19 protein-coding genes are annotated in these 21,079 nt (G+C 53.7%); 5 read left to right on the top strand and 14 right to left on the bottom strand.

The genetic code is table 11. The features are described 5' to 3' along the window. From KQI64_RS10670 to fba, 12 genes are all read right to left on the bottom strand, one after another. On the bottom strand, positions 1–119 hold a 119-nt coding region (locus KQI64_RS10670; RefSeq protein WP_216522809.1), incomplete at its 3' end, for a DUF896 domain-containing protein. A gap of 53 nt (positions 120–172) precedes the next feature. Further along, positions 173–1,213: a ketol-acid reductoisomerase gene (gene ilvC / locus KQI64_RS00400; RefSeq protein ID WP_216522807.1), complete on the bottom strand. Its 1,041-nt coding sequence runs from the start codon at positions 1,211–1,213 to the stop codon at positions 173–175. 131 nt (positions 1,214–1,344) lie between these two features. Further along, positions 1,345–1,836: an acetolactate synthase small subunit gene (ilvN, locus tag KQI64_RS00395; RefSeq protein WP_216522806.1), complete on the bottom strand. Its 492-nt coding sequence runs from the start codon at positions 1,834–1,836 to the stop codon at positions 1,345–1,347. 12 nt (positions 1,837–1,848) lie between these two features. Beyond that, positions 1,849–3,480, bottom strand: coding sequence for a biosynthetic-type acetolactate synthase large subunit (gene ilvB / locus KQI64_RS00390; RefSeq protein WP_216522805.1), 1,632 nt, complete (start codon positions 3,478–3,480; stop codon positions 1,849–1,851). Positions 3,481–3,800: 320 nt separating this feature from the next. Further along, on the bottom strand, positions 3,801–5,549 hold the full coding sequence (locus tag KQI64_RS00385; RefSeq protein WP_216522804.1) for an Rqc2 family fibronectin-binding protein: 1,749 nt from the start codon (positions 5,547–5,549) through the stop codon (positions 3,801–3,803). A 147-nt stretch (positions 5,550–5,696) separates the two neighbouring features. Next, on the bottom strand, positions 5,697–6,182 hold the full coding sequence (gene rlmH / locus KQI64_RS00380) for a 23S rRNA (pseudouridine(1915)-N(3))-methyltransferase RlmH (RefSeq protein WP_253289127.1): 486 nt from the start codon (positions 6,180–6,182) through the stop codon (positions 5,697–5,699). Beyond that, positions 6,182–6,970 carry an MBL fold metallo-hydrolase gene (locus KQI64_RS00375; RefSeq protein WP_216522803.1) on the bottom strand — a complete coding sequence of 263 codons (789 nt, stop codon included), beginning with the start codon at positions 6,968–6,970 and terminating at the stop codon, positions 6,182–6,184. Before KQI64_RS00375 ends, rlmH begins: the two co-directional genes overlap by 1 nt. Before the next feature lie 254 nt (positions 6,971–7,224). Next, complete coding sequence (locus KQI64_RS00370) at positions 7,225–8,526, bottom strand: UDP-N-acetylglucosamine 1-carboxyvinyltransferase (protein ID WP_216522802.1); 1,302 nt, start codon at positions 8,524–8,526, stop codon at positions 7,225–7,227. A 440-nt stretch (positions 8,527–8,966) separates the two neighbouring features. After that, on the bottom strand, positions 8,967–10,409 hold the full coding sequence (locus tag KQI64_RS00365; protein WP_216522801.1) for a nicotinate phosphoribosyltransferase: 1,443 nt from the start codon (positions 10,407–10,409) through the stop codon (positions 8,967–8,969). A gap of 25 nt (positions 10,410–10,434) precedes the next feature. Further along, positions 10,435–11,367 (bottom strand): homoserine O-acetyltransferase MetA, encoded by a 933-nt coding sequence (metA, locus tag KQI64_RS00360; protein ID WP_216522800.1) that lies wholly within the window; start codon positions 11,365–11,367, stop codon positions 10,435–10,437. A gap of 112 nt (positions 11,368–11,479) precedes the next feature. Then, entirely contained in the window at positions 11,480–12,919 is a 1,440-nt protein-coding gene (proS, locus tag KQI64_RS00355; protein ID WP_216522799.1) for a proline--tRNA ligase, read from the bottom strand. Positions 12,920–13,568: 649 nt separating this feature from the next. Next, positions 13,569–14,435, bottom strand: coding sequence for a class II fructose-1,6-bisphosphate aldolase (fba, locus tag KQI64_RS00350; protein WP_216522798.1), 867 nt, complete (start codon positions 14,433–14,435; stop codon positions 13,569–13,571). 280 nt (positions 14,436–14,715) lie between these two features. Between fba and KQI64_RS00345 the strand changes: the two genes are divergently transcribed. Further along, positions 14,716–16,377, top strand: a complete 1,662-nt coding sequence (locus KQI64_RS00345; protein ID WP_216522797.1) for a S1C family serine protease — start codon at positions 14,716–14,718, stop codon at positions 16,375–16,377. A 16-nt stretch (positions 16,378–16,393) separates the two neighbouring features. Next, positions 16,394–16,798 carry a hypothetical protein gene (locus KQI64_RS00340; protein ID WP_216522796.1) on the top strand — a complete coding sequence of 135 codons (405 nt, stop codon included), beginning with the start codon at positions 16,394–16,396 and terminating at the stop codon, positions 16,796–16,798. 125 nt (positions 16,799–16,923) lie between these two features. Here KQI64_RS00340 and KQI64_RS00335 read toward each other — a convergent pair whose 3' ends face one another. Both KQI64_RS00335 and KQI64_RS00330 read right to left on the bottom strand, forming a co-directional pair. After that, positions 16,924–17,808, bottom strand: a complete 885-nt coding sequence (locus KQI64_RS00335) for a radical SAM protein (RefSeq protein WP_216522795.1) — start codon at positions 17,806–17,808, stop codon at positions 16,924–16,926. Between the two features lie 35 nt (positions 17,809–17,843). Beyond that, positions 17,844–18,053 (bottom strand): DUF6514 family protein, encoded by a 210-nt coding sequence (locus KQI64_RS00330; protein ID WP_216522794.1) that lies wholly within the window; start codon positions 18,051–18,053, stop codon positions 17,844–17,846. Positions 18,054–18,376: 323 nt separating this feature from the next. Between KQI64_RS00330 and KQI64_RS00325 the strand changes: the two genes are divergently transcribed. The 3 genes from KQI64_RS00325 to KQI64_RS00315 are packed head-to-tail and all read left to right on the top strand — an operon-like array spanning position 18,377 to position 21,002. Then, complete coding sequence (locus tag KQI64_RS00325; protein ID WP_216522793.1) at positions 18,377–19,381, top strand: ABC transporter ATP-binding protein; 1,005 nt, start codon at positions 18,377–18,379, stop codon at positions 19,379–19,381. After that, positions 19,381–20,199, top strand: a complete 819-nt coding sequence (locus KQI64_RS00320) for an ABC transporter permease (RefSeq protein ID WP_216522792.1) — start codon at positions 19,381–19,383, stop codon at positions 20,197–20,199. The genes KQI64_RS00325 and KQI64_RS00320 overlap by 1 nt, the downstream gene beginning before the upstream one ends. Before the next feature lie 2 nt (positions 20,200–20,201). Further along, on the top strand, positions 20,202–21,002 hold the full coding sequence (locus KQI64_RS00315; protein ID WP_216522791.1) for an ABC transporter permease: 801 nt from the start codon (positions 20,202–20,204) through the stop codon (positions 21,000–21,002). The last annotated feature ends 77 nt before the right edge of the window (positions 21,003–21,079 follow it).

Genomic DNA, 21,079 nt, shown 5'->3' with positions numbered 1-21,079 from the left:
ATCTCGCCGAGATAGATTTTGTAGAGCTTTTTCTGCTCAGCCTGCTCCTCAGCCGTCAGACCGACGGTCTTTTTCTTTTTGGCAAGCTCGTTTATGCGCTGCAATAAATTCTGTTCCATATTTCACCTAAAAATACAGGGCGGACATTACGCCCGCCCTTTGTTGATGCTGATTAGTTGTTGATGAGCTTATCCTCGTCAGACCAGCTGTAGAGCTTTCTTACCTCGGTACCGATCTTCTCGGCGGGAGCCTCGGAAGCGAGCTTTCTCATAGCGCGGAAGTGAGCCTGACCGCCTGCGGGTGACATGTCGAGGAGGAACTCCTTGGCGAAGGAACCGTCCTGAATGTCAGAGAGAACCTTTCTCATAGCCTTCTTGGTGTCCTCGGTGATGATCTTGGGACCTGTTACATAGTCACCGTACTCAGCGGTGTTGGAGATGGAGTATCTCATGCCGGCAAAGCCTGACTGATAGATGAGGTCAACGATGAGCTTCATCTCGTGAATGCACTCAAAGTAAGCGTTTCTGGGATCGTAGCCTGCTTCGCAGAGGGTCTCAAAGCCAGCCTGCATAAGAGCGCATACACCGCCGCAGAGAACAGCCTGCTCGCCAAAGAGGTCGGTCTCGGTCTCGGTTCTGAATGTGGTCTCGAGAACGCCTGCTCTTGCGCCGCCGATACCGAGGGCGTATGCGAGAGCGAGATCCTTAGCCTGACCTGTAGCGTCCTGAGCAACAGCTACGAGGCAGGGAACACCCTTGCCGACCTGATACTCGGAACGAACGGTGTGACCGGGTCCCTTGGGCGCGATCATGGTAACGTCAACGTCAGCGGGAGGTACGATCTGACCGAAGTGGATCGAGAAGCCGTGAGCGAACATGAGCATGTTGCCTGCCTCGAGGTTGGGCTCGATGTCCTTCTTGTACATAGCCGCCTGCTTCTCGTCATTAATAAGAATCATGATGATGTCAGCCTTCTTGGCAGCCTCGGCAGCGGTGAATACCTCAAAGCCCTGAGCCTCAGCCTTTGCCCATGACTTGCTGCCCTCATACAGACCGATGATTACGTTGCAGCCGCTCTCCTTGAGGTTGAGCGCGTGAGCGTGACCCTGGCTGCCGTAGCCGATAATGGCGATAGTCTTGCCGTCGAGAAGGGCAAGATTGCAGTCGGACTGATAATAAATCGGTGCCTTCATGTTTTCTTTGTAGTCTTTCATTTTGAAATTCCTCCTTGCCGCAGGTGCGGCGTGTTTATAATAAATTTAGTAAGCCGGATAAACGGGATTAGTAGGTAGTTGGCAGTTGGCAGTTGGCAGTTGGCAGTTGGAAAAAATCATTCCGCTATCAATCAGACCGATACCGCCGCGTTTCCGCGGTCTATCGCAATGGTGCCCGTGCGGACGATCTCGCGGATTCCGTAGGGCTTGAGCATATCGATAAGGGTCTTGACCCTCGCCGAGGTCTCGCAGTACTCGACGGTCACGCAGCTGGGAGCCGCGTCGACGATCTTTGCCTGCATGATTTCGGCGGTCTTGATGATTTCCGCGCGCTTTGAGGCGGCGCAGTGAACCTTGATGAGAATCAGCTCGCGGCTGATGAACTCGCCTTCGTTCAGGCGCTTGACCTTGATGACGGGAATCACCTTGTTGAGCTGCTTTTCGAGCTGCTCGACAACGTACTCGTCGCCGTTCGCGACTATTGTGATACGCGAAACGCCGGGGTCGTTTGTAACGCCTACCGCGAGGGAGTCAATATTAAATCCTCGGCGGGAAAACAGTCCCGAGATCTTCGAGAGCACGCCCGCCTGGTTTTCAACGAGAATCGATAATGTATACTGCATACTGTCACCTCATTAAATGGACGGAGTGTCGGGGTAAACGTTGCAGACGAGGATAAACGGCTTGTCCGAATCAACGATACCCTTGATGATTTCCTCTGCCTCAGCGTTTGAGTTCGCCTCGGCGTGGTCGATGCCGTAAGCCTCGGCGATCTTGAGGAAGTCCGGGTCGCCCTTGAGAATCGTCGCGCTGTGGCGGCAGTTGTAGTTTTTGTCCTGAAGCTCTCTTACCATGCCCAGACGGTGGTTGCGCATGATGATGATCTTTATCGCAAGCTCGTTGCCCGCGATAGTGGCGAGCTCGTTCATGCTCATCTGGAAGCTGCCGTCTCCGCAGACTACGACAACGTCGCGGTTAGGTCTTGCAAGCTTCGCGCCTACAGCCGCCGGGATAGAGTAGCCCATTGTGCCCATACCGCCGGTCGTGAGGAATCGCCCCTCGCGGATACGGAAGTTGTTGGCGCACCAGATCTGGTTCTGTCCGACGTCGGCGACGAGGATAGCCTTTGAGCGGAGCATCGCGCTGAGGTGCGCGACGAGAGTCCTCGGCTCAACATAGCCCTCGAACACGGGAGGTACGCGCAGAAAGTCCTTTTTCCAGGTCTTTACGGTCTCCTGCCACTGGTTGGGAACCTTGTAGTCGCCGATGCTCTCGATGAGCATATTCATAACGTTTTTCATATCGCCGACGATCGGGATCTCGGTCTTTACGTTCTTGCCAATCTCGGCGGGGTCGATGTCGATGTGAATGACGGTGGTATTCTCGCTCATCTGGTGAGGAGCGGCTACGGCTCTGTCGCCGAGACGTGCTCCGCAGACGATAACGAGATCCGCGTCGTGAAGCGCGCGGTTGGCGACCGTCTTGCCGTGGGTGCCGAGCATACCGAGGTACAGCTCGTGCTCGCTGGGCATAACGCCTATGCCCATCATGGTTGAGATAACGGGAATTCCGGTCATGTCGGCGAACGCCTGAAACTTAGGCTTTACGCCCGAGAGAAGCACTCCTCCGCCCGAAACGATAAGCGGACGGCGGCTCTTTTTTATCGCCTCTACCGCGCGCTTGACCTGAATGGCGTGACCCTTTGTGTTGGGCTTGTAGCCGATGATGTTTACGCTGTCGGGATAGACGAATTCCTCGATCTCGTTTTCCTGTATGTCCATGGGAATGTCGATGAGCACCGGACCCTTTCTGCCCGTTGAGGCGATGTGAAAGGCTTCCTTGAATACTCTCGGCAGATCCTCGGTTTTCTTGACGATGTAGCTGTGCTTTACGAACGGCTCGCACGCGCCGGTGATGTCAGCCTCCTGAAAGACGTCTCTGCCCAGAAGGTCGCTGCGCACCTGACCGGTAATCGCGACAAGCGGGATAGAGTCGGTGTAGGCGGTGGCGATGCCGGTGATGAGGTTGGTAGCGCCGGGACCCGAGGTAGCGACGCACACGCCGGGAATACCGCTCGCGCTGCAGCGGGCATAACCGCTCGCCATATGCGCGGCGTTCTGTTCCTGACGGACAAGGATATGCTTGATGGAAGTGGAATCGTAGATTTTGTCGTAGAAAGGACAAATGGTAGCGCCCGGATAACCAAAGACGACCTTTACGCCCTCAGCCTCCAAACACTTTACCATAATTTCAGCTCCGCTGATCATTGTTTTATGCCTCCTTATCCGTGGATTTCTTCACGATTAACCTATATTATACTACAATTTACGCGGCTTGTAAAGAGTTTTTCATGACTTCTGAACGGCAACAGCATTTACTTTCGTGACCCCCTGTAGGGGAGCCCCTTGCGGGCTCCCGGGGACGTGAACAAACATATTAAGCGCTTTGAAACCTTTATGCGCTGTGCCTGAGAGTAAGTTCATCGCAAAAAACAGCCAAAAACGGAAAGAAGCTGCCCGTTCTCCGGACAGCCACGAGGGCTGTCCCTACGAAATCAATCAATACCTTCAGAAAAAGGTAAATGCTGTTACCGTGACGACTTCTGAACGCTATCCGACGGGTCTACGTATACCGTGCGGTTGTTTACGTAGATAACCATGCCCGGTTTTGCTCCCGAGGGCTTGCTGACATGCCTGACGAGGGTGTAATCGACGGGCACGTTCGAGCTTTTGCGCGCCTTGCTGTGGTATGCCGCGAGCCTAGCCGCCTCGATGATCGCCTGCTCGCTTACCTGCCTGCCCTGTGCGGAAATGATGACGTGAGAGCCGTGTATCTCCTTTGTGTGGAGCCAGATATCGTTTTTTGCGGCGGTCTTGAGGGTGAGGATATCGTTCTGACGGTTGTTTCTGCCGACGTAGATCTTAAATCCGTCCGTCGACTCAAAGCTCAGCGGCGGCAGGGCGCTCTGCTTGGGCTGTCTGCCCTTCGGCGCGCGGAGGTAGCCCTGCTCGTTGAGCTCCTCGCGTATCTGTGACAGCTCGCGCTCTGTTTCCGCGCGGGACACCTCGTCGAGCACCGAGTCGAGGTACTCAAGCTCCGATTCGCCCTTTTTTATCTGCTCCGAGAGGAAGCTCTCGGCGTTTTTCGCCTTCTGGTAGTCCTTGTAGTATTTCTGCGCGTTCGCGGCGGGCGAGATCGCCGGATTGAGCTTTATCCGCAGAGTGCCGCCGTTTTCGTCGTAGTAATTTTCAACGTCGGCGAACGCTGACCCGCGCTCGATGCGGTAGAGATTCGCCTGCAATAAGTCGCCGCGTATCCTCAGCTGCTCCCTGTCGGCGCACTGACTCAGCTCCGTGTGCTGCTTTTGAAGCTTACGCGCCGTGCGGTCACGGAGATTTTGCAGCAGCTTGTTCAGGCTGTGCGTCTTGACGCGCATTCTGTCCTGACGGTCGCGCTCGTCGTAAAAATTATCGATCGCAAGGTTGAAGCTTTCCGAATTCTCCGTGTGCATGAAGCCGCCGTACTGTGTTACCGGCAAAAACGAGACGTCCATAGGCTTGCCGTCCTCGCGGTAGACGGTGCAGGGTGTGCCGGAGCAGTTTTCGACGAGTGATTTCAGGCTGCCGAGCTCCGTTATTAATCTGTCGTACAGAACGCCCTCCAGCCTGTTCGTCGCGCCCTCGCAGACGCGGTGCTCGATCTCGCGCCCGATGATAGGCGATATGCCCTGAACCGACGAGAGAACCGCCTTTGAAAGCGGCATTTCGGCGGGCAGAGAGCGGATTCGTTCAGCGATCTGCTGCGGCTGCGAGGTGAGGATATTGAGCTTGTCCTGAGCCTCGGGCAGCTCGTATTTTATGTTCGGAAGAACGAGCCGTTTGCTGCTGAGGGTGAGGTCAACGCGCTTGAGAGCGTCGGTGATAACGCCTGATTCGCGGTTGAGCACGATGATGTTGCTGTACATGCCCATGATCTCGCAGGCGACGGTCAGCGGCACCTGCTCGCCGAGCTCGTTTATGCACTCAAAATCGAGAAACAGCACGCGGTCGCACTCGAGCTGACGCACAGCGACGAGCTTTCCGCCGCCGAGACGCTTGCGCAGAAGCATGCAGAACATAGGCGGCTGCGCCGGGTTTTCGGGAGCGTGCCCGGTGAAATTCACGCGCGGCGAATTAGCCCTCGCGGAGAGCAGGAGCTTTTTGCTGCCCGAATATCCGCGAAGGACAAGAACCAGCTCGTCGCGGTTTGGCTGATAGATCTGATTCACGCGCGAGCCGAGGATTTCGTTTTCTATTTCATGCTTTATATGCCGTAAAAAAATGCCGTCTAAAGCCATAGTTCCTCCTGATTTTTTAATTGACAGTTGACAATTGACAATTGACAATGAATGGCGGGCTCTGCCCGCACCCGATTTATATTCGGAGCGAAGCGACCCTTAATTGTCCATTGTCCATTGTCCATTGTACATTATCCATTATCCATTCTATTTGTGGTATTTTCCGTTTGTGCTTATCTCGAAGGCGCGGTATATCTGCTCTGTGAGTATCATTCGCGCCATTGTGTGCGGAAAGGTCATGCGGCTCATCGACAGGCGCAGGCCGGCGCGGTTTTTGACCTCGTCGCTGAGTCCGTAGCTGCCGCCTATGATAAAGCTCACCGTGCTTTTGCCCGAGAGCGCGAGGCTGTCGAGAGTTTTTGATAGCTCCTCGCTCGAGATCATTTTTCCCTCGATGCACAGGGCGATCACATAGTCCGACGCGCCGAGCTTTTTGAGAATGCTCTTTCCCTCGGCGAGCAGAACCTCGCCGATCTGGGCTTGGTTGGGGTTATTGTCCCTGATTTTTTCCTCGGGCAGCTCCGTTATCCCGAATTTGCAGAATGCCCCGAGACGCTTTGTATACTCGGCGATCGCGTCCGAGAAGTATTTTTCCTTGATTTTTCCGATGCAGATTATGTTGATTTTCAGCATTAAAATATCACGCTCATTACCGTCGGCGCGCTTGGAGCCACGTCGAGGGTGTAGTCATTTTTGTATTTCATTCCGGCGCGTCCGAGCTCTGCGACAGAGGTGCGGAGCGCGATCTGCGGGGTGTTGTTCATCTCGCTGAGGTGACCGAGGATCAGCCGCAGCGTGCCTTCCCTGACAAGCTGAGTAAGCTCTGTGGCGCAGGCGTCGTTTGAGAGGTGTCCCTTGTCGGACAAAATCCGCTTTTTGAGCACGTAGGTGTACGGACCCGTGCGCAGCATGTCGATATCGTGGTTCGATTCGAGAACAACGAGGCTGCAGCCCGTCAGCGCGGAGCGTATTTCGTCGGTGACATAGCCTATGTCGGTCGCGACCATAGCCGTCTTGCCGTCGGGCGAGGTGACCTTGTAGCAGCAGCTCTCGGCAGCGTCGTGCGGAGTGTTCACGCGCAGGATATTCATGCCGCCGAGGGCGATCTCGTTATTGATGACGATAGTTTTGGCGTTCGGCGGCAGCTTGTCGCGCTGCGCAAGGGCGTTGAGCGTACCCTCGCTCGCGTATACGGGCAGGCTGTGCTTTTTTGCGAGAACCTTGAGCGCCGAGCAGTGGTCGATATGCTCGTGGGTGACAAAGACCGCGCCCACCGATTTCATGCTCAGTCCGTTGGCTTCCATCGCTAGCTCGATCTGCTTGCAGTTGCGCCCCGCGTCGATCAGCACGCCCTGAGCGGCGGTTCCTATGTAGTAACAATTTCCCTTGCTTCCGCTGAAAAGCGGTACGATACGCGCCATAATCTCAATCTCCGTCAGTTTTAGTATGAAAATAAACGCTATCCGCAGCTTGAAAATTTAATTATATTTTTCCTTAACAGTGTAGGGGCGACCCTCGCGGTCGCCCGTCTATGAATATTTCAAGCGGTCGTTTAAGCTGCGGACAGTGATAAAATAATATCACATTTTTCACTTTGCCGCAAGTACCCGTTTGCAGCGGCGCAAAAAAAGGTCTGACATAACGTCAAACCTTTGATTTTCGTTTATAAAATTGTTTACGCGCCGAGCTCCTGCTCGTTGTCGCCGGTGTAGTAAACCTTTTTGATGTCCGCGCCGAGAGCTCTGAACTTCTCGACTACGTCCTCGTAGCCTCTCTCGATGTACTGAATGCTCGAGATCTCGGTGGTGCCCTTGATCTGGAGAGCCGCGACGATCATCGCGGCGCCGGCTCTGAGGTCGGTCGCGCTGACGGGAGCCGCTGTGAGCGGAGTGCCGCCCTCGATGATTGCGAGTCTGCCCTCAACGGAGATATGAGCGCCCATGCGGATAAGCTCGCTGATATACTGATAGCGGTTGTCCCAGACGTTCTCGTTGACAATGCTCGTGCCGGGCACACTCATGAGCAGAGCGGTGAACTGCGGCTGACAGTCGGTGGGGAAGCCGGGGTGAGGCATGGTCTTGATGTTGACCCTCTTGAGCGGCTTTACCGTCGCGTCAAAGATGATAGCCTCGTCGTATTCGGTGATCTTAACGCCCATTTCGCGGAACTTCGCGGAGATGGACTCAAGGTGCTTGGGAGTGATGTTGTTGATCGTGATGCGTCCGCGTGTCGCAGCAGCGGCGCACATATAGGTTCCCGCCTCTATCTGGTCGGGAATGATCGAATAGGTGATGCCGTGCATGCAGGAAACGCCGCGGATCTTGATAACGTCGGTGCCTGCGCCTCTTACGTCAGCTCCCATGGAGTTGAGGAAGTTAGCGAGGTCGACGATATGCGGTTCCTTTGCCGCGTTCTCGATGACGGTCAGACCCTTTGCGCGGCTCGCGGCGAGCATGATGTTCATGGTAGCGCCGACGGAAACCACGTCGAGGTAGATGTGTGTGCCGACAAGACCCTCCTCCTCGTCGCAGGCGGCTTCGATGATCGCGCCGTCAACGAGTCTGGTCTCGGCTCCGAGAGCCTCAAAGCCCTTGAGGTGCTGGTCGATCGGACGGACGCCGAAGTTGCAGCCGCCGGGAAGCGCGACCTTTGCCTTGCCGTACTTGCCGAGCAGAGCGCCGAGCAGGTAGTAGGAAGCTCTCATGCCTCTTACGAGGTCGGTGGTCGCGGAGCTTGAGTGCATGTGGGTGGGGTCGATGTAGAGGGTGCTTCTGTTGATCCTCTTGACCTTCGCGCCCATCTGCTGCAAAATCTTGCTGATGAGGGTAACGTCGCTGATGTTTGGTATATTTTCAATCTGGCAGGGCTCGTCACAGAGGATCACCGCGGGGATGATAGCTACAGCCGCGTTTTTCGCGCCGCTGATATTTACTTCTCCGAACAAGGGCTTGCCGCCGTTAACAACAAATTTTTCCAATTGTTGACACTCCAATTCCTTCGAAAGATTTAGTCTGCAACAATAGTTGTACGCTATATATAGTGTAAAATCGCCTGAAAAACCGCTTTGAACCACAGAATATATTACATTTTGATTAAAGAAAAACCGGTGCTGTGGTTACACGGCTGTAACTCGACAATTCTTCTGTAGAAAATGATACTACAAAATCGTAGTAAAGTCAACGTGTTCTGAAAATTGTAACCGTTTTTTGGCGAACTTGTACTCAATTAATTAAGGAAATGTCATTTTTGTTTTTAGAATTAACAATCCGTGTAATTATTTCGCCAAAATTCCGTAAAGACAATATAAATACGTTATTATTCCGTTCGAGAAATATTCGATTTATTACAGCACCGTAAAGACTTGTATAATTATTCTCGTTTTTTGTGCTGTTTATACCGCTTAATCAAAATTGGAATTTACATTTTATGCACATTGAGGAGAATATTTTTAATTTGATAAAGCTGCTGCGAGAGGTCGACATAGTAGTCGTGCGGATTCTCAAAGCGCTTTACCTCGTCCCACAGAAGGTCGATCTGAGCGCGGCAGTAGTCGGCGATCTCCTTTATCGACGGGGAATCATAGACGCATTCGCCGTCCTTGAATATCGGAACAAGCAGCTCCTTGGCGGTGAAATCCGTCAGAGTCTTGGTTTTCCATGTGGCGTTGGGGTCGAAGATGGTGTGCGGCTTTGTGTCGTCGACGACCTCGTCGTAAACGCAGAGCTCGTCGGCGAGAGCCTTGCCGCTCTCGTTGTCGTAGTAGCGGTAGACCTTCTTGAAGTGCGGGTTGGTGATCTTCGCGGCGTTCTCGCTGACCTTGATCTTAGGCTCGATATCGCCCTCGGAGTTCTCGACAGCGACGAGCTTGTAAACTCCGCCGAAAACCGGCGATGACGACGAGGTGATGAGTCTTTCGCCGACGCCGAAGGTGTCTACCTGGGCGCCCTGCATCATGAGGTCGCGGATAAGCTTCTCGTCGAGCGCGTTCGACGCGGTGATTTTGCACTCGGTAAGACCGGCGTCGTCGAGCATCTTGCGAGCCTTTTTGGAGAGGTAAGAGATGTCGCCGGAGTCGAGGCGGATAGCGCACTTCGTCCTGCCCTGAGGGAGCAGAACCTCCTTGAACACCTTTATCGCGTTGGGAATGCCGCTGCGCAGAGTGTTGTAGGTATCGACGAGAAGAGTCGGGTTGTCGGGGTAAAGCTCGCAGTAGGCGCGGAATGCCTCGTATTCGCTGTCGAACATCTGAACCCACGAATGCGCCATTGTTCCGCCGGCGGGAACTCCGTAGAGCTCGTCGGTGAGGGTGCAGGCGGTGCCGGCGCAGCCTCCGATGTACGCGGCTCTCGCGCCGAGAACGGCTCCCGAACCTCCCTGAGCGCGGCGTGAGCCGAACTCGAGCACGGCTCTGCCCTGAGCGGCGCGGACAATGCGGTTAGCCTTTGTCGCGATAAGCGTCTGGTGGTTGAGCGAGAGCAGAATGTAGGTCTCGATGATCTGAGCCTCGATCGCGGGAGCGCGGACGGTGAGGATAGGCTCGTTCGGGAAAACGGGAGTACCCTCGGGAACAGCCCAGATGTCGCCGGTGAAGCGGAAGCTCTTGAGATAATCGAGGAATTCCTCGTCAAAAATGCCCTTGGAGCGGAAGTAGGCGATATCGTCGTCGTCAAAGTGCAGCTCCTTAATGTATTCGATCACCTGCTCAAGACCCGCGGCGACGGCAAAACCGCCGTTGTCGGGCACCTTGCGGAAAAATACGTCGAAGTACACCTTGCGCTTGTAAAAATCGTATTTGAAGTAGCCGTTGGACATGGTGAATTCATAGAAATCACAAAGCATCGCCATATTTTCTTTTTTCATAGCCGTCTCCTTGGTGTCGGAATTATCAGTGCGGATATTTCTGAAGCAGCTCCTTGAGGTCGTAAGGAGTCGCCTGATATACAAAGTAGTTGAGCCAGTTGGTGTAGAGCAGAGTCGCGTTGCTGCGCCAAACCATAGGCGGAGTCCGGGACGGGTCGTCGTCCGGGAAGTAATTGCAGGGAACGTTCGGGTCAAGTCCGCGGCTGAGGTCGCGGTAATACTCGTTGGCTAGGGTTTCGCGGTCATACTCGGCGTGTCCGGTGATGAACACCTGTCTGCCGGTCCTGTTGCAGATAACTGCGGGGCCTGCCTCGTCGCTGACGGCGAGCACCTCGAGCTCTTTGCACTTTTTCAGATCCTCGAGCCTGACAGATGTGTATCGCGAATGCGGAATGCGGAAGCTGTCGTCGAAGCCGAACATCAGGTGATGCGTCGGGTTGAGCACCTTGTGGGTGTAGATTCCGCTGAGCTTTTCTGAAAGCTCGTATTTTTGAATTCCGTAGTGGTAATAAAGTCCCGCCTGAGCGCCCCAGCAGATGTGGAAGGTGGAGTAGACGTTGTGCTTTGACCACTCCATAATCGAGCACAGCTCATCCCAGTAGTCGACCTCCTCGAACGGCAGCTGCTCGACCGGCGCGCCGGTGATGATAAGACCGTCGAAGGTGTCGTCTTTGACCTCGTCGAAGGTCTTGTAGAAGGTCGTAAGGTGCTGCGGAGATGTGTTTTTCGAGGTGTGAGAAGCCATCTGCAGCAGCTCGATGTCGACCTGCAGAGGACTGTTTCCGAGCAGACGGAGAAGCTGCGTCTCGGTCGCGATTTTTGTAGGCATGAGGTTGAGTATCAGGATTTTCAGAGGACGTATGTCCTGTCTGAGCGCGACCTCGTTGGGCATGACGAAGATATTCTCTGTTTCAAGTATTTTTATCGCGGGCAAATTGCTTTGAACCTTAATAGGCATTCTCTCACTCCTTTCGGAATAAAACTTTGTAGGGGCGAGCACTGCTCGCCCGCAGACAATGGTTAATATGTGGTGCGGGCGTGCGATGCACGCCCCTACATCAGCAGTTGTATCAATACTGTTTTCCCCAGAATACCATATGCTTGGCGGGCTTGCCGCAGCATACGCAGGTGTCGGCGAGGTGTTCCTCCTCAAACGGGATACAGCGGCTCTTTACGCCGCCGGTCTCGTCCTTGAGCTGATCCTCGCAGGCGGAATCTCCGCACCACATAGCCTTGATGAAGCCCGGGCGGTTCTTCGCGGTGTCGAGGAACTCCTCGTGAGTTCTCGCTGCGAAGGTCTTTTCCTCGGTATTCTTGGCGGCGCGGTCGTACATATCCTTGTGGATAGTAACGAGCAGGTTTTCAATATAATCGCTCAGTCCTTCGAGAGGTACGAACGCCTTTTCTCTTGTGTCGCGGCGTACTACTACGCACTGGTTCTTCTCGATATCCTTGGGGCCGATCTCGACTCTCACCGGCACGCCCTTCATCTCGTACTCGGCGAACTTCCAGCCCGGAGCATGGTCGCTGTCGTCGAGCTTTACGCGGAACTTCTTGGAGAGCTCAGCCTTGAGCTCGTCAGCCTTCTCGAGAACGCCTTCTTTATGCTGGGCAACGGGAATGAGCGCCACCTGAATGGGAGCTACCTTCGGCGGGAGAACAAGTCCGTCGTCGTCGCTGTGAACCATGATGAGCGCGCCTATCATGCGGGTAGATGTGCCCCATGAGGTCTGGTGCGGATAGTGGAGCTTGTTGTCCTTGCCGGTGTAGGTGATGCCGAAGCTCTTTGCAAAGCCGTCGCCGAAGTAGTGCGAGGTTCCGCCCTGCAGCGCGACGCCGTTGTGCATCATCGGCTCGATAGTGTATGTCGCCTCGGCTCCCGCGAATTTCTCCTTCTCGGTTTTCTGACCGACTACCGCGGGGATAGCGAGCGTCTCGGCGTAGAAGTCCTCGTAGACCTTGAGCATTTTCAGGGTCTCAGCCTGAGCCTCCTCGGCGGTCGCGTGCATTGTATGACCCTCCTGCCACAGGAACTCCGAGGTTCTCAGGAACGGACGGGTAGTCTTTTCCCAGCGCACGACGCTGCACCACTGGTTGTAGAGCTTGGGCAGGTCGCGGTAGGTCTTGATGATCTTCTTGTAGTGCTCGCAGAAAAGGGTCTCAGAGGTCGGACGCACAGCAAGACGCTCTGTCAGCTTTTCCTGACCGCCGATCGTTACCCACGCGCATTCCGGAGCGAAGCCTTCGACGTGATCCTTCTCTCTCTGCAGAAGGCTCTCGGGAATGAACATCGGCATGTAGACGTTCTCGTGACCGGTCTCCTTGAAGCGTCTGTCCATGTCAGCCTGCATGAGCTCCCAGAGCGCGAAGCCGTAGGGACGGATGACCATGCAGCCCTTTACGCCAGAATAGTCAACCAGTTCAGCCTTTTTGACAATATCTGTGTACCATTTAGCAAAATCCTCGTCGCGGCTCGTGATAGCCTCGACCATTTTTTTATTATCAGCCATATCTATTCCTCCGTTGATGTTACATAACATTCCCATTATACAACAGTTTATCGGGTTTGACAAGGACTTTTTGGGAGAGTTTAGTTGGTAGTTGGGTAGTTGGTAGTTGGGTAGTTGGTAGTTGGGTAGTTGGTAGTTGGGTAGTTGGTAGTTGGGTAGTTGGTAGTTGGGTAGATAGTAGTTGGTAGTTGGTAGTTGGGTGGTTGGTAGTTGGGTAGAGATTAAATCCGAAGTTCTGATAAACACCGTAGCGACAGCCCTTGTGGCTGTCAGGGAACGTGAACAGGGCGTTATTGTAATATGACGCTAACTGCGATAAACGTGCATTTTCCTGCGTATCATATTCCGGTAAACATCTGCCGTTACTGCTGACAGGGACAAGCCCTGTCACTACGAATTTTTAGTAGGCATTTGGTAGATAATTTTAACGTTCTGATTTACACCGTATCGACAGCCCTTGCGGCTGTCAGGGAACGTGAACAGGGCGTTATTGTAATATGACGCTAACTGCGATAAACGTGCATTTTCCGGCGTATCATATTCCGGTAAACATCTGCCGTTACTGCTGACAGGGACAAGCCCTGTCACTACGAGATAAAAAACGGAGAGGCTGAAAACCAACCTCTCCGAATTAGTTATGCGGTAACTGTTAAGCCTTGTCAACGGAACCGAAGAGCTCCATCTTCTCCTTAACTGTGTCCTTGATAGCCTGGAAGCCGGGCGCGAGGAGCTTTCTGGGATCGAAGCCCTTGCCCTGGAGATCCTTGCCTGCCTCGATGTACTCTCTTGTAGCCGCCGCGAAAGCGAGCTGGCACTCGGTGTTAACGTTGATCTTGGAAACGCCGAGGGAGATAGCCTTCTTGATCATGTCAGCGGGAATGCCTGTGCCGCCGTGGAGTACGAGGGGCATTTCGCCTGTGAGCTGCTGGATAGCGTCGAGGGTGTCAAAGCTCAGACCTGCCCAGTTCTCGGGATATTTGCCGTGAATGTTGCCGATGCCTGCAGCGAGCATTGTAACGCCGAGGTCAGCGATCATCTTGCACTCAGCGGGATCCGCGCATTCGCCCGCGCCGATAACGCCGTCCTCTTCGCCGCCGATGGAGCCTACCTCAGCCTCGATGGAGAGACCGAGCTCCTCGCAGGTAGCAACGAGTTCCTTAGTCTTTTCAACGTTCTCCTCGATCGGATAGTGAGAGCCGTCGAACATGATCGAGCTGAAACCTGCCGCGATGCAAGCCTTGGCGCCTTCGTATGAGCCGTGGTCGAGGTGGAGAGCTACGGGAACGGTGATCTTGAGCTCCTCGAGCATACCGTTTACCATGCCGACTACGGTCTTGTAGCCGCACATATACTTGCCGGCACCCTCGGAAACACCGAGAATAACGGGGGAGTTGAGCTCCTGAGCAGTCAGGAGGATAGCCTTTGTCCACTCAAGGTTGTTGATGTTGAACTGGCCTACAGCGTAGTGACCTGCCTTTGCCTTTGTAAGCATTTCTTTTGCGTTAACTAATGGCATATTCATCTTCCTTTTTCTGAAAAATTTCAACAGCGGAACGTCTCCCACCGTCGAGTTACAATTATTATACTATAAATTGTACCAAAAATAAAGTCATTTCAAGAAAAAAGGGAGAAAAAACTTATAAAATTTTGTAAAATCTCTCATGCCCTGCCTTGAAAACGATTTTAACGCGGCAGCGGCGGCGCTGTTCACCAAAATTTCACATTCAATCGCTTGCGTTCGGGCAGTTAAAGATGTATAATGTTACTGTACAAAATTGAAATCAGGTGATTAAACTATGGATTATAAACCCGAAAACGACTTCTACGGAAACGCTCCGCAGAAGCCTTTTACAGAAAAGAACGACTATTCGCAGCCGGCGCAGCGATATGTTCCGCAGCAGCAGGCTTTTACGCCGCAGCCCTCAAACCAGCCGTTTGAGCCGCCTGTGCCGCCGCAGAATTTCAATCCCGAAAAGCCGCTCCTGCGCACCGAGCCGCAGCAGTCTCAGCCTGCCGACCCCGCGGCAGCTCAGACTCCGCAGAACGAGACGTTTGACCCGGTGCGCCACACAGCGGTTTACCAGAACGGCGCCTTTGTCACTCCCGAGCAGCCGCAGTTTCCGCCGAACGCCTATTCTCAGCCGCAGTACCCGCCGCAGAATTATTATCCTCAGCCGCAGCAGAACGTTTACGCTCAGCAGCAGAATGTTTACGCTCAGCCCAAGCCGCCTAAGCAAAAGTCCAACAAGGGACTTATCGCGGTCATCATCGTGCTCAGCGTGCTCCTTGCGGGCAGTCTCGGCGGAATCCTCGTCTACGTGCTCCACAACGGAAGTCAGCAGGCGGCTAAGAACGACGAGCCCGTCAACGGCTTCCACGAGTTCACCATGCCCGATAACGGCAACGGCGGAGGCTTGTTCCGGCAGGAGACCACGGCTCCCGTTGTCAACGACCAGAGCGACTACAGCGACAAGATTATTCCCGACTACAGCGGAATGAAGCTCGAGAAAAAGCCCTCTGACGCCGACACAAGCTCGTCATACAACTCCGAGTACGCGTTCAAGAGCGTTTCCGAGTCGGTAGCCGGCATCATGTGCTATTCCGACAAGGACAAGACCTCGCTCAAGTCGCAGGGCAGCGGAATCATCATCTCTCAGGGCGGATATCTCATCACCAACGCCCACGTCGTCGGCAACAGCAAGACAGCTTACGCGATTAATGTAATCACCTCCGACGGCAAGGAGTACAGTGCGGGCGTAGTCGGCTTTGACAGCCGCACCGACCTCGCCGTACTCAAAATGGACGGCGCCGAGGGTCTCAAGCCCGCCGCCTTCGGCGATTCGGGCGAGCTGACCTTGGGCGAGGACATCATCATCGTCGGCAATCCCGGCGGCATCAGCTACCAGAATTCAATGACAAAGGGCGTCGTATCGGCTCTCGACCGCGACGCCTCGAGCAAGAGCATAGTCAAGTTCATTCAGACCGACGCGGCTATCAACCCCGGCAACTCCGGCGGCCCCGCGGTCAATATGTACGGTCAGGTAATCGGCGTGGCAAGCTCCAAGATCGCCGGTACAGCCTACGAGGGCATGGGCTTCTGCATTCCTTCCGACACGGTCAAGGAAATTGTCGACAGCCTTATCCGGAACGGCTATGTAGCGGGCAGAGTCAAAATCGGCATCACAGGCACGGCGATTGACCTCGAGACCGCGACCTACAACAACATTCCGCAGGGCATTTACGTTGACGAGGTCGACAAGAACGGCCCCTGCGGCGATACAAAGCTTGCTCAGGGAGATATCGTCACCGGTCTGGACGGAGAGAAAATCACGACCTTCTCCGAGATATACAACGTGCTCGAGAAGCACAAGGACGGCGACAAGGTCACGCTGAAATACTATCAGGCGTCGACCGGCGAGGAAGTTGAGGAGGAAATCACCCTCGCGGCGGATAAATAATGAGAGGAGAATTATTATGATGACAGGAAGGTACCGCGTGCGCTGTTCACGGTGCGGCAACGTGACGGATATCAACACAGACATACCCTGCCCGCAGTGCGGCAATCAGCTCGCGCCCATGGGCGGAGAAATAAAGCTGTACCGCATGGGAAGTCCGCTCGGCGTGGCTATAGGCTTCGGCGTGTACATCGACGGTCAGCCCTGCGGACATATCGGCAACAAGGAGACCGTGTCCTATACTCTGCCGTTCGGCACTCACACCGTACACATGACGGCGGGAATGAGCCGCAAGTGTGTTGACATGACAGTTACCCTGTCGCCGCAGGCTCCCGTAGGATATCTCAAGGCGCATATCAAGCCGGGCTTTATCTCGAACACGATAGTTATCGAGCCTGCCCTTCCTCAGGATATGCCGGTGTAAATTTATAAATAAATAATCAACGGGGCTGTCGCAAAACAGCCCCGCTTTTTTGAAAAGAAAATATAAAGATAATATTATTGACTAAAATATAACTCGACCAAAAACTACTAACTACCAACTACTTACTACCAACTAATATCACTATCAAAATCCCAGTCGGGTATGTATTCGGCGCTCGCCGCCGACAGGTCCTGTGTAAAGCCGTCTGAGAAGTTCCTGAACAGGACGTCCTTCACCTTTTCGTACTCGCGCTTGGTGATAGTTCTTCCGAGCTTCGGGTGACGCTTCGCCTCGCCCCACGGAACGTACTGACACATCAGGCTCACAAGTATCTCGTCGCCGAAATTGCGCTTTAGAAGCTCGAGGGCGTCAATGCTCTGTCTGGTGTGGGCGGGGAGTATAAGGTGGCGCACTATAACGCCCTTTTGTATCATGCCGTCGCTGTCGAATTTCGGCTTGCCGACCTGAAAGAGCATCTCCGCTATCGAGGCGAGAGCCGTATCGACGTAATCGGGAGTGTGCGAGAGCTTTTTCGCGAGCTTGTTGTCGCTGTATTTGAAGTCGGGCAGGTACACGTCAACCAGACCGTTCATCAGGGTGAGTATCTCGGGCGAGGTGTAGCCCGAGCAGTTGTATATTACAGGGATATTCGGGCGGTAGATGCGCAGGCTCTCGGCGACCGCTTCGGCAAAGTGATCGGCTGTCACGAGGTTTATGTTGTGAACGCCGCTCTCCTCGAGCATTCTGTAGCATTCCGCGAGCTGCCTCACGCTGAGAGTCGTGCCCTTGTTTTTGACTGATATCTCGTAGTTCTGACAGTACATGCAGTGCATGGTGCAGCCTGAAAAGAACACCGCCCCGCTGCCGTTTTTGCCGCTTATGCACGGTTCCTCTCCGAAATGCGGAGCGACCCTCGCGACGACGGGCAGGGTGCCCATGCCGCAAAAGCCGTTTCCGGTGTGCTCCGTCCGCAGCGCGCCGCATCTTCTGGGACATAGATTACATAACATATTCATCACCGTATATATTGTAACACACTTTTCCGCTAAATGCAAAAGTCTGTCAAAAAATCCTCTAAAATATCCTCGAGGTGGCAGATTTCAAGTCCGCCTTCGTTGCAGATGCCGACGATAGCTTCCATTGACGCTCTGTCAGACGTTACGTTGTCATAACGCAGGCTTGTGCCGTCTGACAGAGCTTCTATCCCGTACGGGCAATCGCTGTCCTCGTTCTCGGTCAGTTGATAGGTAGTCATAATTCTCCAAATAAATGTGAAATAAATTCACACTGAATAATAGCAGTTCATCACTCTGATGTCAACAATATTTACAAAAGTTTTACCGTTGGTTGCTCAGCGCTGATTGTCGTTTGCTTTATTGGCTAGGCAGACGCAATTTTATACTTGTCACACGGCTTAATAGAGTGTATAATACCATCATGGAAGCCTTGCGCTTCTTTGCGCGTTTACGTTGAACGCGTCCGGAGCCACCGCGGCGGCTTCGGAAAAAATACCCGGTATCGCCGACGGACAACCGTGTCGGTCTGCGGCGCAACCGGAGAACAACGGGAGGGTTCTTTATGATAAAGGTTGAGAACCTAAGAAAGGAATTTAAAAAAACCGTCAAGGAACCCGGCTTGAAGGGAAGCTTCAAGTCGCTTTTCCGACCAAAAACCGAGCGCGTTGTGGCGGTGGACGACATAAGCTTTGAGGTGCCAAAGGGCGAGATCCTCGGCTTTATCGGACCCAACGGCGCCGGAAAGAGCACGGTGATCAAAATGCTCACCGGCATTCTCACCCCGACCTCTGGCAGGTGCACTATCAACGGAAAAAATCCGACCGTCAGCCGAAAGAACTACGTTAAGGAAATCGGCGTTGTTTTCGGTCAGCGCACCCAGCTCTGGTGGGACTTGCCGCTGCGCGAGACCTACGGCGTGCTCAAGGAAATTTACGAGGTCGACGACAAGAGCTATAAAGAGCGCATGGCGTTTCTCAACGAGACGCTCGACCTTGAGAGCTTTATCTCAAGCCCCGTGCGTACGCTCTCTCTCGGTCAGCGAATGCGGGCGGATATAGCCGCATCGCTGCTGCACAGCCCTAAGGTGCTGTTTCTGGACGAGCCGACTATCGGTCTGGACGTTGTTGTAAAGGACAATATCCGCAGGGCGATCGAGCAGATCAACCGTCAGGAGCAGACAACCGTTATCCTTACCACCCACGACCTTGCGGACATCGAGCTGCTTGCCGACCGCATCGTGATGATCGATAAGGGCAAGAATGTTTTTGACGGCTCCGTAAACGAGCTTAAAACGCGGTACGGGCAGATCCGCGAGCTGAATTTTGTAACCGATTCGCCCGACCCCAAAGCCGCGCTCGGATACCGGGAGCATTTTTCTATCGGGGAGGAGGACGTTTCGGTCAAGTGCGAGGGTTCGGCTGTCAAGGTGCGCTTCAACAGCTCAGCCGTTCCGGTCTCGGATATTCTCGCCTACACCCTCGAAACCGTGCATGTCAACGATATCAGCGTTAAGGACGCGGACATCGAGGAGATCATCCGCCGCCTCTACAAGCAGGGGGTGGAGTGATGAAACGGATATTCAAAATATACTTTCCTTTTATCAACGCCGGAATGCAGGAGACCGCGACCTACCGCGTCAACTGGGTGTTTTACATCCTCGGAAGCGTTCTGGGCTGCTTTGTATCCTATTTCATCTGGCACGCGGTCTTTCTCTCGGGCAGCGGCGAGACCATGAACGGCTTTACGCTGCCGCAGATGATCGTGTACATATTCCTGATTTTTCTGACAAGCACGATGATCGGCAGCGACGCAGCATGGGCTGTGGGCGAGGAGGTTCGCGACGGCTCGATAGCGATGCGGCTGATAAAGCCCGTCAGCTACAACGCGACCTTCCTTTTTCAGGAGCTGGGAAACAAGCTGCTTACCGAGATGATTCTGGTGGTTCCGCTTATCGCGGGGCTTGAGATCGTCAGAACGCTTATTACTGGCAGCCTGCAGTTTTCTGTCTTTAACCTGCTGATCTACCTTTGCAGCTGCGTGCTGGCCTATCTCATCAACTTCTTTTTCAACATCTGCTTTGGCTTTCTCGCCTTTGTGATCAAGTATCTCTGGGGCGCGAATATGATGAAAAACTGCATCGTCGGTTTTCTCTCGGGCGCGATAATCCCGCTCTCGTTTCTTCCCGAGACGCTAGGACGGATTTTCATGATCCTTCCGTTCGCTTCGCTGAACTATACGCCCGTTATGATCTACATGGGCGTTTATCAGGGAACGGAGCTGCTTTATTACCTCGGCCTGCAGGTGTTCTGGGCGCTGTTTTTCTTCGGGCTTTCAAAGCTGCTCTGGGTCGTCAGCGTCAGGCGGCTGAGCGTGCAGGGAGGTTGAGTATGAGACATATCAGAAGATTATTCCGTATCCACCGGATTTTTGTCGCTCAGGAGCTTAAGCGCATGATGGAGTACAAGGGCGATTTCATCGTCGGCGTTATCGGCTTTCTGATGGTGCAGTGCTCAAATCTGCTTTTCCTGTGGATTATTTTCAACAACATTCCGAGCCTGATGGGCTGGAGTCTGAACGAGGTTGTATTTATCTACGGTTTTTCGCTCATTCCCAAGGGAATTGACCACCTGTTTTTTGACAACCTCTGGGCGATCGGTCACTTTATTGTCCGCAAGGGCGACTTCGACAAGTACCTCACGCGGCCGGTAAACACGCTTGTTCACGTGCTTTTTGAAAAGCTGCAGATCGACGCTTTCGGCGAGCTGATTATGGGAATCGCTCTGGTGAGCGTTGCGCTGCCGCAGCTTCAGATCGAATGGAACGTTTTCAGGGTGCTCCTCGGCATAGCGGCGGTGTTTTTCGCCACGTTTATTTATACCGGAATCAAGATTATCACCGCCTCGGTTGCGTTCTGGAGCAAGCGCAGCGGAAACATCATCTATATGGTGTATATGTTCAACGATTTCGCGAAATACCCCGTCACTATTTACAACGAGATTGTAAAAAATATCATCACCTATGTCATTCCCTTTGCTTTTACCGCGTACTTTCCGGCGCTTTACCTGCTGACAGGAGAGAATCCTCTGTATAACGTCGGCATGACGGTGCTGATGTCAGCGGCTCTTATGTCTCTCGGCGTATTTATATGGCACCGCGGAATAAGGGCTTACGAAAGCGCGGGTTCCTGATCGGGGAAACGCAAACTGTCATTATTCACAAAAACCTCTTGCAAAGTTTGTACTGCAAGAGGTTTTATTTTTCGTTA

The sequence above is a fragment of the Lachnoclostridium sp. MSJ-17 genome, assembly GCF_018918205.1.
Taxonomy (GTDB): domain Bacteria; phylum Bacillota; class Clostridia; order Oscillospirales; family Acutalibacteraceae; genus Ruminococcoides.
Note: the sequence above shows the minus strand (reverse complement) of the source record. Positions and strands in the feature narration are given on the sequence as shown.

Excerpts from the sequence above, each read along its gene's own strand:
- KQI64_RS00345 (WP_216522797.1), top strand. The coding sequence starts at position 14,716 with ATGGATTATAAACCCGAAAACGACTTCTACGGAAACGCTCCGCAGAAG.
- KQI64_RS00315 (WP_216522791.1), top strand. The coding sequence starts at position 20,202 with ATGAGACATATCAGAAGATTATTCCGTATCCACCGGATTTTTGTCGCT.
- rlmH (WP_253289127.1), bottom strand. The coding sequence starts at position 6,182 with ATGCTGAAAATCAACATAATCTGCATCGGAAAAATCAAGGAAAAATAC.
- KQI64_RS00335 (WP_216522795.1), bottom strand. The coding sequence starts at position 17,808 with ATGTTATGTAATCTATGTCCCAGAAGATGCGGCGCGCTGCGGACGGAG.
- KQI64_RS00325 (WP_216522793.1), top strand. The coding sequence starts at position 18,377 with ATGATAAAGGTTGAGAACCTAAGAAAGGAATTTAAAAAAACCGTCAAG.
- KQI64_RS00330 (WP_216522794.1), bottom strand. The coding sequence starts at position 18,053 with ATGACTACCTATCAACTGACCGAGAACGAGGACAGCGATTGCCCGTAC.
- proS (WP_216522799.1), bottom strand. The coding sequence starts at position 12,919 with ATGGCTGATAATAAAAAAATGGTCGAGGCTATCACGAGCCGCGACGAG.
- KQI64_RS00340 (WP_216522796.1), top strand. The coding sequence starts at position 16,394 with ATGATGACAGGAAGGTACCGCGTGCGCTGTTCACGGTGCGGCAACGTG.
- ilvC (WP_216522807.1), bottom strand. The coding sequence starts at position 1,213 with ATGAAAGACTACAAAGAAAACATGAAGGCACCGATTTATTATCAGTCC.
- ilvN (WP_216522806.1), bottom strand. The coding sequence starts at position 1,836 with ATGCAGTATACATTATCGATTCTCGTTGAAAACCAGGCGGGCGTGCTC.
- KQI64_RS00385 (WP_216522804.1), bottom strand. The coding sequence starts at position 5,549 with ATGGCTTTAGACGGCATTTTTTTACGGCATATAAAGCATGAAATAGAA.
- fba (WP_216522798.1), bottom strand. The coding sequence starts at position 14,435 with ATGCCATTAGTTAACGCAAAAGAAATGCTTACAAAGGCAAAGGCAGGT.
- ilvB (WP_216522805.1), bottom strand. The coding sequence starts at position 3,480 with ATGATCAGCGGAGCTGAAATTATGGTAAAGTGTTTGGAGGCTGAGGGC.
- metA (WP_216522800.1), bottom strand. The coding sequence starts at position 11,367 with ATGCCTATTAAGGTTCAAAGCAATTTGCCCGCGATAAAAATACTTGAA.
- KQI64_RS00365 (WP_216522801.1), bottom strand. The coding sequence starts at position 10,409 with ATGAAAAAAGAAAATATGGCGATGCTTTGTGATTTCTATGAATTCACC.
- KQI64_RS00375 (WP_216522803.1), bottom strand. The coding sequence starts at position 6,970 with ATGGCGCGTATCGTACCGCTTTTCAGCGGAAGCAAGGGAAATTGTTAC.
- KQI64_RS00320 (WP_216522792.1), top strand. The coding sequence starts at position 19,381 with ATGAAACGGATATTCAAAATATACTTTCCTTTTATCAACGCCGGAATG.